We start from the raw sequence: 13,029 nt of genomic DNA on the forward strand, positions 1-13,029 counted from the left end.
CGCCTTGCAGGTTGGACGGGCACACACGGGCCGACGGCCGTCGGCCCGAACGCCCAAAGGCTTCGGGATGACGATGTCGGCGTAAGGCTGTGATCTCGGTCACAGCGGCTGCGGCGATCCTATGTGTCACGGATGAAACGGGAAAGGCGCGCCAGTGAGAATTTGTGTCACGCATGGCGTGACAAGGTTCCGCTTCAGCAAAGGTTCGACAGGCACACGATGTAACCGTTTACACCAGACCCCGCGTCGTTGCTGGTCCCGCGACGCGAGGACCGCTCGCAAACCTTTGCCGCGACGGAAGCGCGCCTTCCGTCGACAAATGTGAAATCAGCCGGCGCGGTCCGATGTAACGCGCGTTTTCTCACCAGTCACGGGCTCGATCAGGTGCATGACACAGGTCATGAACTCCGCCGCCGTGGCTGGTTTCAGCAAAACGTCATCGAAATCCAGGGCGTCGCCGGGCGGACGGCGTGGCGACAGCGCCGTGTAAAGAAGAACCGGCAGGGCCGCATCTGCCTGGCGTATCGCGTGGAGCAGACGCCACCCGTCGCTGCCGGGCAGCCGTTGTTCCGTCACCACCAGCGCAGGCCCGTTGCGACGAATCGCCTCCATCGCGCTCGAGGCGTCGCCGACGGCGATGCTCTCGAATCCGTAGCCATCGAGCAGGTCGCATAGCACGGCCCTGCGCGCCGCATGCGGTTCGACCACGAGGATCGCCCTGCCCTCGCCATCCACATCGCCGATGTCGCCGCCGGCCTCAAGCTCGGCTTCGAGGTCGGTTTCGTCGGCCAGCTCGAACGCCACGCCAAAGCTGAAGCGGCTGCCGCTGCCCGGCGCCGATTCCGCGTCGAGGTGAGCGTCCATGTGCTGCAGCAACTGCACCACGATCGCCAGGCCCAGACCGCTGCCTTCGTGCTGCGTGGCATTCCCGCCGCGGGTGAACGGCTGCTGCAACGACTCGAGCGCCTCTGCGTCGATGCCGATACCCGTGTCTTCCACGGCGAAGACCAGCCTGACGCGGCCGCCTCGATGCGGCACAGCGTCGGCGCGGAACACAACGAGGCCATCGTGGGTGAACTTGGCCGCGTTGCCGAGGAGGTTCAGCAGTACCTGGCGCAGGCGCCGGAAATCCGCGACCACCACCGCCGGAAGCCTTTCGTCGAAACGGCATTCGAAACGGTTGCCGTGGCGCTCGACCAGCAGGGTGGCCTGTTCCGCCACCTCGTGGATGAAGCCATGCAGATAACCGGGCTGCGGCTCCAGCTGGAGTCCGGTCAGCTCTCCCCGCGAGAATTCCAGCAGGTCGTCGATCAGTTCCATCTGCTGGCGTACGTGGCGCTCGATGATCCGTGGATAATCGCGCCGCGCATCGCCCACGCGCCAACGGCGAACCGCGTTCATGATCGCACCCAGGGGCGCACGCAAGTCATGGCCCACATGGGCAAGCAGCATGCGCCGGGACTGCAGCGATTGACGCAGTTCGGAAGTACGCTCCTGCACGATGCCCTCAAGACGCTGCGCATGGGCGATCAGCATGCGGATACGCCAGCGCCATGCCAACGCGATGACGAGGAGCGCGAGCATCGCCTCGCCGGCATACGCCCAGGGCGTGAGCCACCACGGTGGTGACACGGTCAATGTCAGGGAAACCGGCTCCGACGGGCTGCGCCGGTTCACGTCGATCGCCTGCACCTCGAAGCGATAGTTGCCCGGCGGCAGGGAGGCGTAGCGCACTTCGCGCTGCACAGTGTCCACCCAATCCTCGTCCACACCGGCGAGGCGGTAGCGGAAGCGCACCGGATGGCCGGCACTGTTACCCGACACGCCGAAGCGCAGGACCAGTGCCGCGGCATTCCGGAACGGCAAGGTTGCGGCGGGCGCAACGCCATGGCTGCCGTAGCTTGCCCCGAGGAGCAACGGACGAATCTGCCGCGGCGCGAGCAACTGTTCCGGATCGAGCACATGGGTCAGGCCGATGGGAGCGCCAATCCATACGGTGCCATCGTCGTCCGCGAAGAACGCGCCGTGGTTGGTCTCGTCCCAGAGCAACCCGTCGCGCGTCGAAAGACGAACCCACGCGCCGTGGTCCAGCACGTCCACGCCGTTGCCGCCACCCGCCCAGAGACGGCCGCGGCGATCCGGGCGCAGGAAGTAGAAGCGTGTATCGGCGAGCAAGGGATCGTTGACGGGCGCCATGGCGATCTCGTCGGCGTCACCGATCTGCCCGACCAGGAGGCCCGGTTGCAGGGAACTCAGCCAGAGGCGTCCGTCCGGCGTGACTGCCACGTTCTCATAGCCGCCCGAGGATTCCGCCGGCAGCACGCGCACGCGTGCCCAACCGTTGGCGTTGTGCCGATAGAGGCCCGAGCTGCATCCGACCCATAGACGGCCATCCGGGTCCTCTGCCATGTCCGAACACATGGTCGATGGGATGAGTGCGGGCGCCACCGCCGTGACCTTGTGGTTAGCGGGGTCCACCTCATACAGGCCACCGAGCGTGTAAGCCCATAGGTGCCCGGTACGATCCAGGTAGGCGCCGCGAACCAGATAAGGCAGCACCGCGACATCGGTCGTGCGCGCGGCGGCCGGCTCGTAATGCAGCACGCGGCCATCGAAAAGGAAGTACCAGATGAAACCCTTGCCATCGGCGATCACCGCGTGGGCCTGGTTCGGGGGCGGTACCGTCAGGGGCCAACGATGCGCTCGCCCTTCATCCGGAAGGATCACTTCGCCGCCCGCTTCGCCGGCAAGCCAGACGGAATGGGCATCGCCGCGCGCTATGGACCAGACAAGGCTACCGCTCAGGCCCTGTGCGACCGTCCAGTTCTCGACAGCGTCGGCACTGCTCCAGTAATAGATGCCGCGTCCGTACGTGCCCATCCAGATCATGCCTTCCTGGTCGGCCACCATCGAAGAAATGCCGACGTCGGGAAGACCGTTGCCCGGATTGAACAGTTCCCACTTCGCGCCATCCCAGCGCGCGGCGCCAACATCCGTACGGGTGAGGATGCGCCCCGCCCGATCCTCGACGACGTCGATGCTCGAAGCTGCCACTTCCGTGTGACCGCCCGGAATATCGTGGGTCGTGAATTCCGAAGCGCCCGGTGCAAGCCGGATCACGTTGCGTATGCCGCGTGCCCACAGGCTCCCGTCCCGGGAGGCCAGCAGGCCAAGCCACTTGTCCGACGGCACGCCGTGCTCCGGACCGTATCGGGTCAGCACACCATTGCGCAGCCTGCACAAGGTGCTGCCGCAACCGAACCACGTGGTGCCGCTGCGGTGGAGAATCGCCGTGATGTCGCCCTTCTGTTCCGCCGCCGGCACAGACGCAGAGACCCAATGACCGGAGGCATCCTGGGTGACCCGCAACAACCGATGGCTACTGACGGCGAACATGCCGCCGCGGTCGTCGGCTGCCAGCGTCTGTCCGCGGTCGGCAAACAAGGTTTTACCGCCTGGATTCACCCAATCGAAACTTCCGTTTTCGCTGCGTCGTTGCAATCCCGCGCGAGAGGCAACCCAGAGATGACCGTCGGAATCTTCTTCGAGACCGATGACCTCTGAGGTCTGGAATCCCTGCGCGTGTCCGATCGCGTTGAAGCCCAGTCCATCGAACCGGTAGAGACCCTTCTCGGTGCCGACCCAGAGGAAACCCGCATGATCCTCGAGCATGCGCACGACAGACAAACTCGTAAGGCCGCTGTCCTGCGCATAGATCGTCAGGGGCAACTGCACGGCCGAAGCGCGCAGTGGCACGTGCCATGCGCAACAAATTACGAACAAAAGCGCCGCCACGCCCCCGCGCCATCCGGCGCAGAGGCGATCGGTCGACCGCTTAAAGGCCACGCTGGCCCAGTTCGGCCACGGCACCCTGCTTCGCCGCCTTGCGGTACTGGCTCGGTGTCACGCCAAGGCGTTCGCGAAACGCGGTGGTGAAATTACAGGCGCTGCGGAAGCCGATGTTCTCCGCGATCTCCTGCATGCCAAGCGTGGTGTCGGCGAGCAATTCGCGGCTCTTACGCAAGCGCTCCTCGCGAATCCATGCGAACACGGTCATGCCCAGCCGCTCGCGGAAGATCGAGGACAGGCGCTTATCGTAAGTTCCGACGCCAGCTGCGATCTCCTCGAGCGTGAAAGCCGCCGAGAGACGCTTGCCGATCAGGCGCATCGCGGCACGCAGCATGACTTCGTCGCGCGTGGATGCGCCGGCCTCGGCGGCTTCGGCAATGTCGACGCGACGCGCGAGACGCAGGTGGATCTGGACCCTGGCCAGTAACTCGGCGGGATCGCAGCTCTTGAGGATGTAATCGACGGCACCGTGGTTGAGGCCCTCGAGCCGTTCTTCGGCGCTGGCTGCTGAGGTCAGGAAAAGGATGGGTGTTTCGCTGGCGCGCGGGAGTTCTTGCAGCAGCCGACACAGCGCGAAGCCATCCATGCCCGGCATGCGCACGTCCAGGAGAATCAGGTCAGGCAGCAGCGACTGGGCGCGCTGGTATCCCTGTTGAGCGGTCGTGGCCAAGGTCACCCGCCAGGGCTGGGTTCTCAGGACCTGCAGCAACCCGCGGATGTTTTCCGGCGCATCGTCGATGACCAGGATATGGGAATCCTGTATGGACATGAGTGGTCCCCCGTGCGGACATGCGTTGCCAAACTGTGAAGGCTGCGCATTTTCGGAAGGAGTATATGCCTTCTGTATGACTTTTTCCGCTCCAGCAAAGGAAATTGACGCCGGGCCAAAAATTCGTTCTGTAACATGTCGATAAACTTTCGTGGGGCACGCATTGGGGGTGCCGATCGTCATAGTGGGGTACGGACCTTCCGACCAGGCTGTCGGGGGGTGCAAGGCAATGGAACGAATCAATAACCTGAGCGACCTGTTCCTCCTGGTACAGGTGATCGAAGCGGGCGGCTTTTCCGCCGCCGCCGCAAGGCTGGGCACGACGCGTTCGCTGCTCAGTCGACGCATCATCGCTCTCGAGGATCGCCTGGGCGCACGCCTGCTGCATCGCAATGCGCGACAGTTCGCGGTCACAGCGACAGGCGAGCGCGTCTACCGCCACGCCGCCGCCATGTGCGAATCCGCGGCCGCCGCCGAACAAGCCGCCGCGACCCTCGGGGCGTCGAACAGCCTCGTGCGGATCGAGTCCCAGGGATTGCTGTCGCCGCTCGTCGCGGAACTCGTACCAAGCTTCGCCGCCATCCATCCGAAGATCCGCCTCGCCGTCAGCACCGGCGGCAGCGACTTCGAGGCACTGCTCCGCCAGCAGGCCGACGTGATCTTCAGCCTGCGCGAAACCCTGCCCGACAGCGGTGACATCGTCGCCCGTTCGCTAGGAAGCGTGCGCCTCGTCACTGTCGGCAGCCCCGATCTGGTGCGCCGCCTCGGCAAGCCCGAGCACCCGGCCAAACTGGACGAGGCGCATTGCCTCAGCTACGCCAGCGAGACCTCAGGCTACTGGATGTTCCGCGGACTCTCGCCGCGCCGGCGCAACGGCCGCATGGCCTCCGCCGATCTGGGTGCATTGCTGACCGCCGCACGTGCCGGCGTCGGTTTCGGGCAGTTTCCGCTTTACATGGTCGCCGACGATCTCGGCAATGGCCGTCTCCGTACCATCCTGGAAGCGTTCGAGCCGACACCCCTGCCCCTGCACGCTCTCACCATGTCCGGCCGCATCGTCAGCGACGTCACGCTGAACTTCGTGCGCTTCGTGCAGAAGAGCGTGGCCGCGATGAGCGAGCGCTGGCAGCAGTTGGCGCCAGGCATCGCCTGACGCCCTCTCGGAAGGCCGCGAATCTGCTCAGGCTTTCTTGTTCACCGCCAGCTGCGCCGCAAATGCCCGCTGATACGCAGGGCGAGCTTCCCCGCGCGCAACGTAGGCAGCCAGGTTCGGAAACTCATTCAACACGCCCGACATTCTCGACCTGAGCAGCACCGACACCATCAGCAAATCGAAGGACACCAGGCGAACGTCATAGGGTTGGCCCACTTCTTCGAGCGCCCATCGAACGCGCGTATCGCGTGCCAGGCCCATGCCACCATCGGGCGACTGTTCGAAAGCGGTGATCGTGACGGTCATGGCCTGGCCTCCGGAATCAGGTCTTCCAACTCGTACAGCGGCCGGATCTCGATCACGAGTAGCGATGAAAAAGAACCTGCCCAGTGTGACCATCGTGCGCCGGATCAAGCGCCCGCCAAGATCTATGCTGCCCTGACGCTTCCTGATGAATCCGCACGTGAAAGCCACGAGGCCGGTTGGAATGGCTTCCTCGACAAACTATTCCGTAGCGAGGTTGAAACTTCCATGGCCAAACGTTTCGACGATCAGTTCCAGGGCTTTCTGGCGGGGCACGACCATGACATTGCCTTAGAAGAAGAATGGGTGAATAGCGAGTTCAAGGCCGAGAAGGGCGATCAGGATGAGAAACCCCCGCCGGAAAGTAGCGGCACTTATGCGCTCACGGACCGTCGTTCCGACCCTCATGCCCAGCAGCGCGGGAATGATCGCTAACGTGGACAACGCAATATTCCCGAGGTGGAACGCTCCTCCACGAGCCAATCCTGCCGCAAGAGCAATAGTCGAGACCGTGAAAGACAGCCCCAGGGCCTGGATGAGATCGTCTTTCGAAAGGCCGAGAGCCTGGAGATATGGCACGGCGGGAAGTGTGAAAACGCCGGTCCCTCCGTTGATCAGCCCGGTAGCCAACCCGATGACGGGCGATAACGGACGCTCCATGCGCTTGGGAACCGAGAACGGCTTCGCAACCAAGCCGTGCACCGCATAAACAATCAGAGCAGCACCCAAGCCGACGCTCGCATAGGTGGTATTGGCGCTCGTCAGAAGCCATGAACCGACCAGCGTGCCAACCACGATCCCGAGCATCATCACCCAAAGCCTTCTTATCAGAGCCACGACATCTGGTCCCGTGGCGAGCTGCCAGAAATTGGTGATGAAGGACGGTATGACTAGAAGCGAAGCGGCGCTGACTGGCGGCATGATTGCACTAAGGATACCCATGGCGACGGTAGGCAGACCCATGCCAGACGCGCCCTTGACGAACCCCGCCACGAAAAACGTCAGGGTGACGACAAGGACATGCGGCGAAAAATAATCAGTCATTTTGGCTTGGCGACCCGGAAGATATTGCACCAGATGACTTCAGCCATGCCGATCGCACTTCACGAACCAGCAAGCCTGACGCCATTCGCGAGTTAGACTAAGCAGGCCATTCAAACGTCACAATCGGTATTTTCCGATACCCAGGTTCGGTAAAAACGAAGGAAGGGCTTTGCGCTTCGATCTGACAGATTTGCGGTTGTTCCTGACCGTTGTGGAACAAGGCAGCCTCACCAAGGGGGCTGAACTCATGCACCTATCGCTCGCGGCCGTGAGCGAGCGCATGTCCGGGATGGAATCGTCGCTTGGCGCACAACTTCTGGAACGAAACAGGCGCGGAGTCACGACCACCGCGGCCGGCGATGCCCTGGTCCGTCATGCCCGCCAGATCCTCGACCAGGTGGAGCAGATGCGTGGAGAACTACGGAACTACGGTGCTGGCTTGAAGGGACGCATCAGGCTCCTGTCCAACACCGCCGGACTGGTTTCGTTTCTACCGCAGCAACTCGTACGATTCCTGAGGGCCCATCCGGACCTTTCCATCGATCTCAGCGAACGGCCAAGTAAGGAGATTGTCGTGGCGGTCGCTGAGGGGCGTGCCGACCTGGGAGTGGTAGCCAACACAGCCGACCTGACGGCTCTTCAAACGCGTTTCATCGCTCAAGACCAACTTGTCGTGATGGCGAGCGAAACGCACCGCATCGCCAATCAGCGATCGGTAGCTTTCGCAGACGTTGTGGGTGAGCCATTCGTCGGCCTGTACGATGCGGCGCTGGAAGCTCATCTGGGAGAGCACGCGGCCCGTCTGGGCCGCCAGCTTCACTATCGCATCCAACTCAGGCGGATCGAGAACATCGCGACGATGGTCCAAGCAGGCGTAGGGGTCGCCATCGTAACCGAGGCGTCGACGAAAGACCTGGGGCATTCGGGTTTGGCGATCGTCCCGCTGCATGAACCCTGGGCGCTCAGGAAAATCTACCTCTGTGCGCGTGATTTCTCCACGATCTCCCCGCACGCCGGCTTGCTGGCACAACAGCTCGTCGAGCCAGACGTCTGATGCTCCCAGAGTCAACGGAAGCTAAGTACGTCGAGAGTCGTACTTACCCAGCCAACCGCCAGGTACGCACGACCTCATGACGCGACTGCCCGATGTGGCTCTTGATGAGGGCAAACGCCTCGACCCGAAAGACGATCGGTTCGATCGGCGTTTTCGCCACACGACGCTGTGCGTCGTAGCAAATGGTCAAATGCGGCTCGTAGGCACGCCGCGGCCTGAATCCCCGGTCGGCCAGCGCGCAACCCAGTTCGGTGCGCAGCTTGCGGACCTCGTCCGTGCCGTCGCTTCCCAGCAGCACCAGCGGACCGCTGAAGCTCATCACCGCATCGAAACGAACGTCGAGGGTTGAGAAGGAAACCGTGTCCGCCGCGCGGCAGGCTGTGTCCACCACAGCGTCGTCCACGTCGGCCCCGATCGGTTCAAGAGTGATGTGCATGCGTTCGGGAGCGAAGACATTCCCCGAAACGTCATGGGAAGCGAGCAGCTCCACTGCGAATGCATGAATGCGGCGCGCCTCGTCGATGGAAGGACGCAATGCGAAGAACAAGTCGCACCGGGATTGCGCCCACGGACCGCGCACGTGCGGGGCATTGGCTGCCGGACCGGGCGCGTCGCCGAATAGATCGTGCTGGGTCACATCCCTCCTTTGGAAGGTTATCCACGAAGAAGTAATTATATTTCAGTTACATAACTAGTAAACCTGTTGGGAAACCCCTGCTTTACATCCCAGGGACGCAGGCGGCGCTACAGGCATGAACAGCCAGGTCCTATACCGTATACTGTACGTAGTTTTGTACAGTCACTCAATGGAACACCTCATGGCCCTTTCTTCCGGCGACGTCATCCCCCTGTCCCAAGCCAGGGCGAATCTATCCGAACTGGCCGACCAGGTGAAGGCTGGAGCAGAAAAAATCGTCACCAAGAATGGCGAGAGCTATGTGGCGATCATCAATGCCAAACGCCTGGATTACTACCATCAGCTCGAGCGCGAGCACATCCACCTGCTACTCATCGAGGACGCCGGCAAAGGCTTGGCCGATGTGACTGCTGGCAACATCGAAGACGCACGCGATGGCCTGGCTGCGATCAAACGACGCCGCGCATCCCGGCACACTGGCTAACCAGCGTGACAGCGCGCCATACCGTCAAACTCACTTCCCACTTCAAGCGCAGCCTGGAAATTGTTGAGGCGTTCCTGACGGAGGCTGACGTGCCTCATGCGTTCGACAATCTGTTGGACGAGTTGACAGACGTTGTCGTCCCGAACCTCGAGCGCTTTCCGGAAATGGGACGCCCGCTCCTCCAACGGCCTTCGTTATCCGTGGAAGTGTCCAACGGCGTGGAGCGCTTGAAACGGCAATTGGACAGGATTGCGCATGAGGGAGAAGTGCACGAATACGTGCTTGAGCACTACCTGCTCCTTTATGCGCATCATGGGACCAGTGTCCACCTTCTATCCATTCGACATCATCGGCAACTGTCGTTCGATCTGGCTAGCCACTGGCCGCCATGAGCTAGCCGCTATCGGCGTCAATTAGCCGGAGTCGCTCGCCAAGGGCAGCCGTCATCGTACCTGCAAGGCGCCAACTCAGCAGGACATCGACCGGATGGCGGCCGAAAACGACTACAGAATTAACATCAAGGCCGAACTGGAGATTGAGCTCTTACATCAAAAAATCGATGAGCTCCGGGCGCAGGAGGTGCTCCAGTTGACCGAGGCCGTCAGATGCCTCACCGAGCTCCTTCAGCAGACGAGGCAACAAGCCCAGCCCGAGGTTGGCACAACAGCGCAATAGCCAGTGCGACTGTTCTATAACGACCGGCTATCGAGTTAATCGCTGTTGATCATTTCCTTTCTTCCGCAGTCCGTCATACACTCAATCAGCGCACTCATGCCGGAAGGCGGACGCGAGCAGAAGTTCCGACTGACCAACCGAAGAGGAGCCCGCCATGGTCACCCGAGGATTCACCGGAAAGGGAACGGGAAGCGACTTCTCGGATCGGATCCCCCCGGGTCAACACCAGGTGGATCATTTCCCTGTCCTGACGGCGGGCCCGACGCCGCGAGTTGAGCCGTCCGACTGGAAATTCACGGTCAAGGTTGGCCCCAGGCCGGTGAAGGTCTGGAGTTGGGCCGAGTTCAATGCCCTTCCGCAGACCAAAATGACCCGCGACATCCATTGCGTGACGTCATGGTCAAAGCTCAACACCGCTTGGGAAGGCGTCCTCATCGACGACATCCTTGCCGATGCCGGTTTAGGGTCGCCAACGGACTTCATGCTTGCTCATTCCTATGACGGGTATTCGACAAATGTTCCCCTGGCGGATTTGGCCTCGGGCAAGGCGATGGTTGCCCTGAAGTACGAGGGGCAACCGCTTCCTCGCGATCATGGCGGTCCCGCACGGCTCCTCGTGCCTCATCTGTATTTCTGGAAGTCTGCCAAGTGGGTGAACGCGCTGCAATTCACCGAACGCGATGAACCCGGGTTCTGGGAGTTGCGCGGCTATCACATCTATGGCGACCCGTGGCGTGAGCAGCGGTACACCAATGATTGAAGACGGCGCGCTCTCGGTGAGCTGGCAGACCAGCGCCATCATCAACACCATCCAGCAGACCGCGACTATCAAGAGTTTCTTTTTTCGCCTCGCCGAACCGTTCTCATATACGGCCGGTCAGCACGTGGATGTCCGGCTCACTGCCCCCAACGGCTACGTCGCGATGCGCAGCTACTCGATCGCCTCCTCGCCAAGCGATACGGGCATCATCGAGCTGGCGATCGAGCGATTGTCTGATGGTGAGGTTTCTCCGTTCTTCCATGACGTCGCGGCTGTCGGCGATGAGATCGAACTCCGTGGTCCGCTCGGCGGCCATTTTTTGTGGCCGGAACGCGCCACCGCACCGGTGCTGCTGATCGGTGCTGGATCGGGCCTCGCCCCTCTGATGGCGATGATCCGACAACGACGCGCGCTGGCGCAGTCCGTGGCCACTGCGCTCTTGCTCTCCGCCAGGACGAAGAGCGACGTCTTGTTCGCCGAAGAATTGTTTAAGACCGAAGCGGCCGATCCACATTTCCATCTCGCCTTGGCGATCACGCGAGACTGCCCTGAACGCTCGACAGATTTCGATCGCCGGATCGACAGCGCGATGGTCGCTGACGTTGTCGGTCGCCTCCCGGCGCAGCCCGGCGACGTCTTCATCTGTGGATCAAACGGGTTTGTGAATATTGCGGCTGACGGCGCCTTAGCCGCAGGACTGCAGGCCGGTGCGGTCCGCACAGAGCGCTACGGTGGATAGCGCCATATCGATCGCGTGACTCAATGAGAACGATCAGCGCGTCACTCGCCGCATGCACGGTGATGACGGTGCGTTTTCAGGGGAAACGGCGCAAATATCCGCTCGAGCGAGTCGAGGTCGGCGTCTCATTCCATCACGGCTCCGATAACGAGAAGAACATGTTCGAGCGAACTCTTGTATCGCGAAGCCCGTCTCCGAAGGAAAGCTTGCCGTCATCCTCCAGGACTACGAACCGGAGCCGACACCCGTCCACCTCATTCATCCGCGCCAAGCCCTCCCGCCATTGAAAATACGCTGCTTCGTGGACTTCGCGGTCTCGCGCCTGGAGAAGTCCTTGGCCAACGATGCGTCAACGCTTGGCATGGGGGTGGCAGCGACCTAAGCGCTCAGACCACCATGTCCGATGAGTCCCAGCCGCCCCGCCAGAGCCGCCCACCACTCTCGAATGTCTTCACGATAGGCTTTGTCCGAACTCGAGCTCTGCAGCCGCGGATCGGCAAGCCACGCAGACTGTTGTGGACTGAGCATGTCGCTAAGCGAGCGCCTGTAAGGCAGCGCGACGTTGATCTGCGTTCGTTGGGCCGGCGTTAAAGGCAGGTAACGAGCGGATGACTTGCGCAGGTAGAATTGCGGCTCATCGTCAATTCTGAAACCCCGGCATGCGATCGGGGCGAACCCTTCCGCAAGGGCATATGCATCCAGATCCTGGCGTGAAACCTCCCGGGGGTCAAAATGCACCTGGACCACTTCTTCTCCATCGATCCAGCCAGCGTCGGCGGTGATGACGGCCGGGTGCTGGGCGAGGCTTGTTTCTCCCGACCAGAAGCATGGCGTTGTGTAGATTATGCACTTGCTGAGGCCGTATTCGGCGAGCAAGTCGCGCCCCAGCAACTTGAAATAGCCGGGTACCTCAGCGCCAAGCATTTCGAGGACAGCGGTGATTTTCTCGTGCAGGCCCAGCGCGTCGTAGCGATCGGAAAGTCTCGGCAGGAGTTCGGTCCCATCGGCGCCGAGAAACCGGACGACAGGATTATTCCACGATGGCTCGTCGTATCGCCGCAGGATCTCGGCATCGAGGCCAGGATGATTGTTGAAGATGGCCACTGTCACGAACCGATCGGCGATAAGTTCGACCATCAAAGGGTGCGTCAGGACATCCTGCCCGAACCGCACGCAGGTCGAACAGCCCGGCACTTCTTGAAACAACAGAAGAACAGGCTTTTCCTGTTCTGCCGCCAACGCTAGGGCGCGATCATGATCGCGCAGCCATTTGACCTCGCCGAGCTCACGATGCTCGCGAAAGGAAAATGCATCAGTCTGCATGGCCACGCTCCAGTGCGAAGAGGCCGAAAAGGCCACCTGCGTCCTTCCAGGTTTCCGCGACGTCCCAGCCTCCTGATCGGGCAAGGCTGCGAAAGCTATGAACACCCGTCCGTAGCGTGAGCGCCGCGTGGTAACTCATCTCCTTGCCCTGATCGTAGGTCAGCGTCTTGCGCAGCGCTTCGGGGATGCGCTCAAGCGCCTTGCTGAAGCCTTCCAGCGCATCGGCAGCACTGGCGCTG

The 13,029-nt window shown here is 61.9% G+C and carries 13 protein-coding genes and 1 pseudogene; 7 read left to right on the top strand and 7 right to left on the bottom strand.

Annotated elements, in window-relative coordinates; translation table 11 throughout:
• Positions 1-327: 327 nt before the first annotated feature.
• The gene (locus VGM71_RS00940; protein WP_331541882.1) at positions 328-3,756 is read right to left on the bottom strand and encodes a two-component regulator propeller domain-containing protein; all 3,429 of its coding nucleotides are present in this window, start codon (positions 3,754-3,756) and stop codon (positions 328-330) included.
• A 79-nt stretch (positions 3,757-3,835) separates the two neighbouring features.
• Positions 3,836-4,801 (bottom strand): response regulator, encoded by a 966-nt coding sequence (locus VGM71_RS00945; protein ID WP_331541883.1) that lies wholly within the window; start codon positions 4,799-4,801, stop codon positions 3,836-3,838.
• A gap of 46 nt (positions 4,802-4,847) precedes the next feature.
• Here VGM71_RS00945 and VGM71_RS00950 point away from each other — a divergent pair, with 46 nt between their 5' ends.
• Positions 4,848-5,771, top strand: a complete 924-nt coding sequence (locus tag VGM71_RS00950) for a LysR substrate-binding domain-containing protein (RefSeq protein WP_331541884.1) — start codon at positions 4,848-4,850, stop codon at positions 5,769-5,771.
• Between the two features lie 27 nt (positions 5,772-5,798).
• Here VGM71_RS00950 and VGM71_RS00955 read toward each other — a convergent pair whose 3' ends face one another.
• Complete coding sequence (locus tag VGM71_RS00955; RefSeq protein ID WP_331541885.1) at positions 5,799-6,077, bottom strand: hypothetical protein; 279 nt, start codon at positions 6,075-6,077, stop codon at positions 5,799-5,801.
• Between the two features lie 288 nt (positions 6,078-6,365).
• Positions 6,366-7,118: a sulfite exporter TauE/SafE family protein gene (locus VGM71_RS00960; RefSeq protein WP_331541886.1), complete on the bottom strand. Its 753-nt coding sequence runs from the start codon at positions 7,116-7,118 to the stop codon at positions 6,366-6,368.
• A gap of 169 nt (positions 7,119-7,287) precedes the next feature.
• Here VGM71_RS00960 and VGM71_RS00965 point away from each other — a divergent pair, with 169 nt between their 5' ends.
• Positions 7,288-8,172, top strand: a complete 885-nt coding sequence (locus VGM71_RS00965; RefSeq protein WP_331541887.1) for a LysR substrate-binding domain-containing protein — start codon at positions 7,288-7,290, stop codon at positions 8,170-8,172.
• A 43-nt stretch (positions 8,173-8,215) separates the two neighbouring features.
• On the opposite strand, the gene VGM71_RS00970 is transcribed toward VGM71_RS00965, so the two are convergent.
• Positions 8,216-8,809, bottom strand: coding sequence for a 2'-5' RNA ligase family protein (locus VGM71_RS00970; protein ID WP_331541888.1), 594 nt, complete (start codon positions 8,807-8,809; stop codon positions 8,216-8,218).
• Between the two features lie 181 nt (positions 8,810-8,990).
• Here VGM71_RS00970 and VGM71_RS00975 point away from each other — a divergent pair, with 181 nt between their 5' ends.
• The 5 genes from VGM71_RS00975 to VGM71_RS00995 all read left to right on the top strand — a co-directional run bounded on the left by VGM71_RS00975 (position 8,991) and on the right by VGM71_RS00995 (position 11,467).
• Entirely contained in the window at positions 8,991-9,293 is a 303-nt protein-coding gene (locus VGM71_RS00975) for a type II toxin-antitoxin system Phd/YefM family antitoxin (RefSeq protein ID WP_331541889.1), read from the top strand.
• Positions 9,294-9,298: 5 nt separating this feature from the next.
• Positions 9,299-9,685, top strand: a complete 387-nt coding sequence (locus VGM71_RS00980) for a type II toxin-antitoxin system RelE/ParE family toxin (RefSeq protein WP_331541890.1) — start codon at positions 9,299-9,301, stop codon at positions 9,683-9,685.
• An 85-nt stretch (positions 9,686-9,770) separates the two neighbouring features.
• Positions 9,771-9,968: a DUF1003 domain-containing protein gene (locus VGM71_RS00985; protein ID WP_331541894.1), complete on the top strand. Its 198-nt coding sequence runs from the start codon at positions 9,771-9,773 to the stop codon at positions 9,966-9,968.
• A 154-nt stretch (positions 9,969-10,122) separates the two neighbouring features.
• Positions 10,123-10,728 carry a sulfite oxidase-like oxidoreductase gene (locus VGM71_RS00990; RefSeq protein ID WP_331541891.1) on the top strand — a complete coding sequence of 202 codons (606 nt, stop codon included), beginning with the start codon at positions 10,123-10,125 and terminating at the stop codon, positions 10,726-10,728.
• Positions 10,721-11,467 carry a ferredoxin reductase gene (locus VGM71_RS00995; protein ID WP_331541892.1) on the top strand — a complete coding sequence of 249 codons (747 nt, stop codon included), beginning with the start codon at positions 10,721-10,723 and terminating at the stop codon, positions 11,465-11,467. The genes VGM71_RS00990 and VGM71_RS00995 overlap by 8 nt, the downstream gene beginning before the upstream one ends.
• Before the next feature lie 378 nt (positions 11,468-11,845).
• Here VGM71_RS00995 and VGM71_RS01000 read toward each other — a convergent pair whose 3' ends face one another.
• Both VGM71_RS01000 and VGM71_RS01005 read right to left on the bottom strand, forming a co-directional pair.
• A complete protein-coding gene (locus VGM71_RS01000) occupies positions 11,846-12,790 on the bottom strand; it encodes a VPGUxxT family thioredoxin-like (seleno)protein, type 2 (protein ID WP_331541893.1) in 945 nt (314 codons plus the stop codon).
• 100 nt (positions 12,791-12,890) lie between these two features.
• Positions 12,891-13,029 (bottom strand): annotated as a pseudogene (locus tag VGM71_RS01005) (IS30 family transposase); the annotation flags it as partial.

Origin of the sequence: Luteibacter sp. (assembly GCF_036499525.1) — a bacterium.
Taxonomy (GTDB): Bacteria; Pseudomonadota; Gammaproteobacteria; order Xanthomonadales; family Rhodanobacteraceae; genus Luteibacter.

What these genes read in the sequence shown, in the direction of transcription:
- VGM71_RS00945 (WP_331541883.1), bottom strand. Translation starts at nt 4,801, where the DNA reads ATGACGATCGGCACCCCCAATGCGTGCCCCACGAAAGTTTATCGACAT.
- VGM71_RS00950 (WP_331541884.1), top strand. Translation starts at nt 4,848, where the DNA reads ATGGAACGAATCAATAACCTGAGCGACCTGTTCCTCCTGGTACAGGTG.
- VGM71_RS00955 (WP_331541885.1), bottom strand. Translation starts at nt 6,077, where the DNA reads ATGACCGTCACGATCACCGCTTTCGAACAGTCGCCCGATGGTGGCATG.
- VGM71_RS00960 (WP_331541886.1), bottom strand. Translation starts at nt 7,118, where the DNA reads ATGACTGATTATTTTTCGCCGCATGTCCTTGTCGTCACCCTGACGTTT.
- VGM71_RS00975 (WP_331541889.1), top strand. Translation starts at nt 8,991, where the DNA reads ATGGCCCTTTCTTCCGGCGACGTCATCCCCCTGTCCCAAGCCAGGGCG.
- VGM71_RS00990 (WP_331541891.1), top strand. Translation starts at nt 10,123, where the DNA reads ATGGTCACCCGAGGATTCACCGGAAAGGGAACGGGAAGCGACTTCTCG.
- VGM71_RS00995 (WP_331541892.1), top strand. Translation starts at nt 10,721, where the DNA reads ATGATTGAAGACGGCGCGCTCTCGGTGAGCTGGCAGACCAGCGCCATC.
- VGM71_RS01000 (WP_331541893.1), bottom strand. Translation starts at nt 12,790, where the DNA reads ATGCAGACTGATGCATTTTCCTTTCGCGAGCATCGTGAGCTCGGCGAG.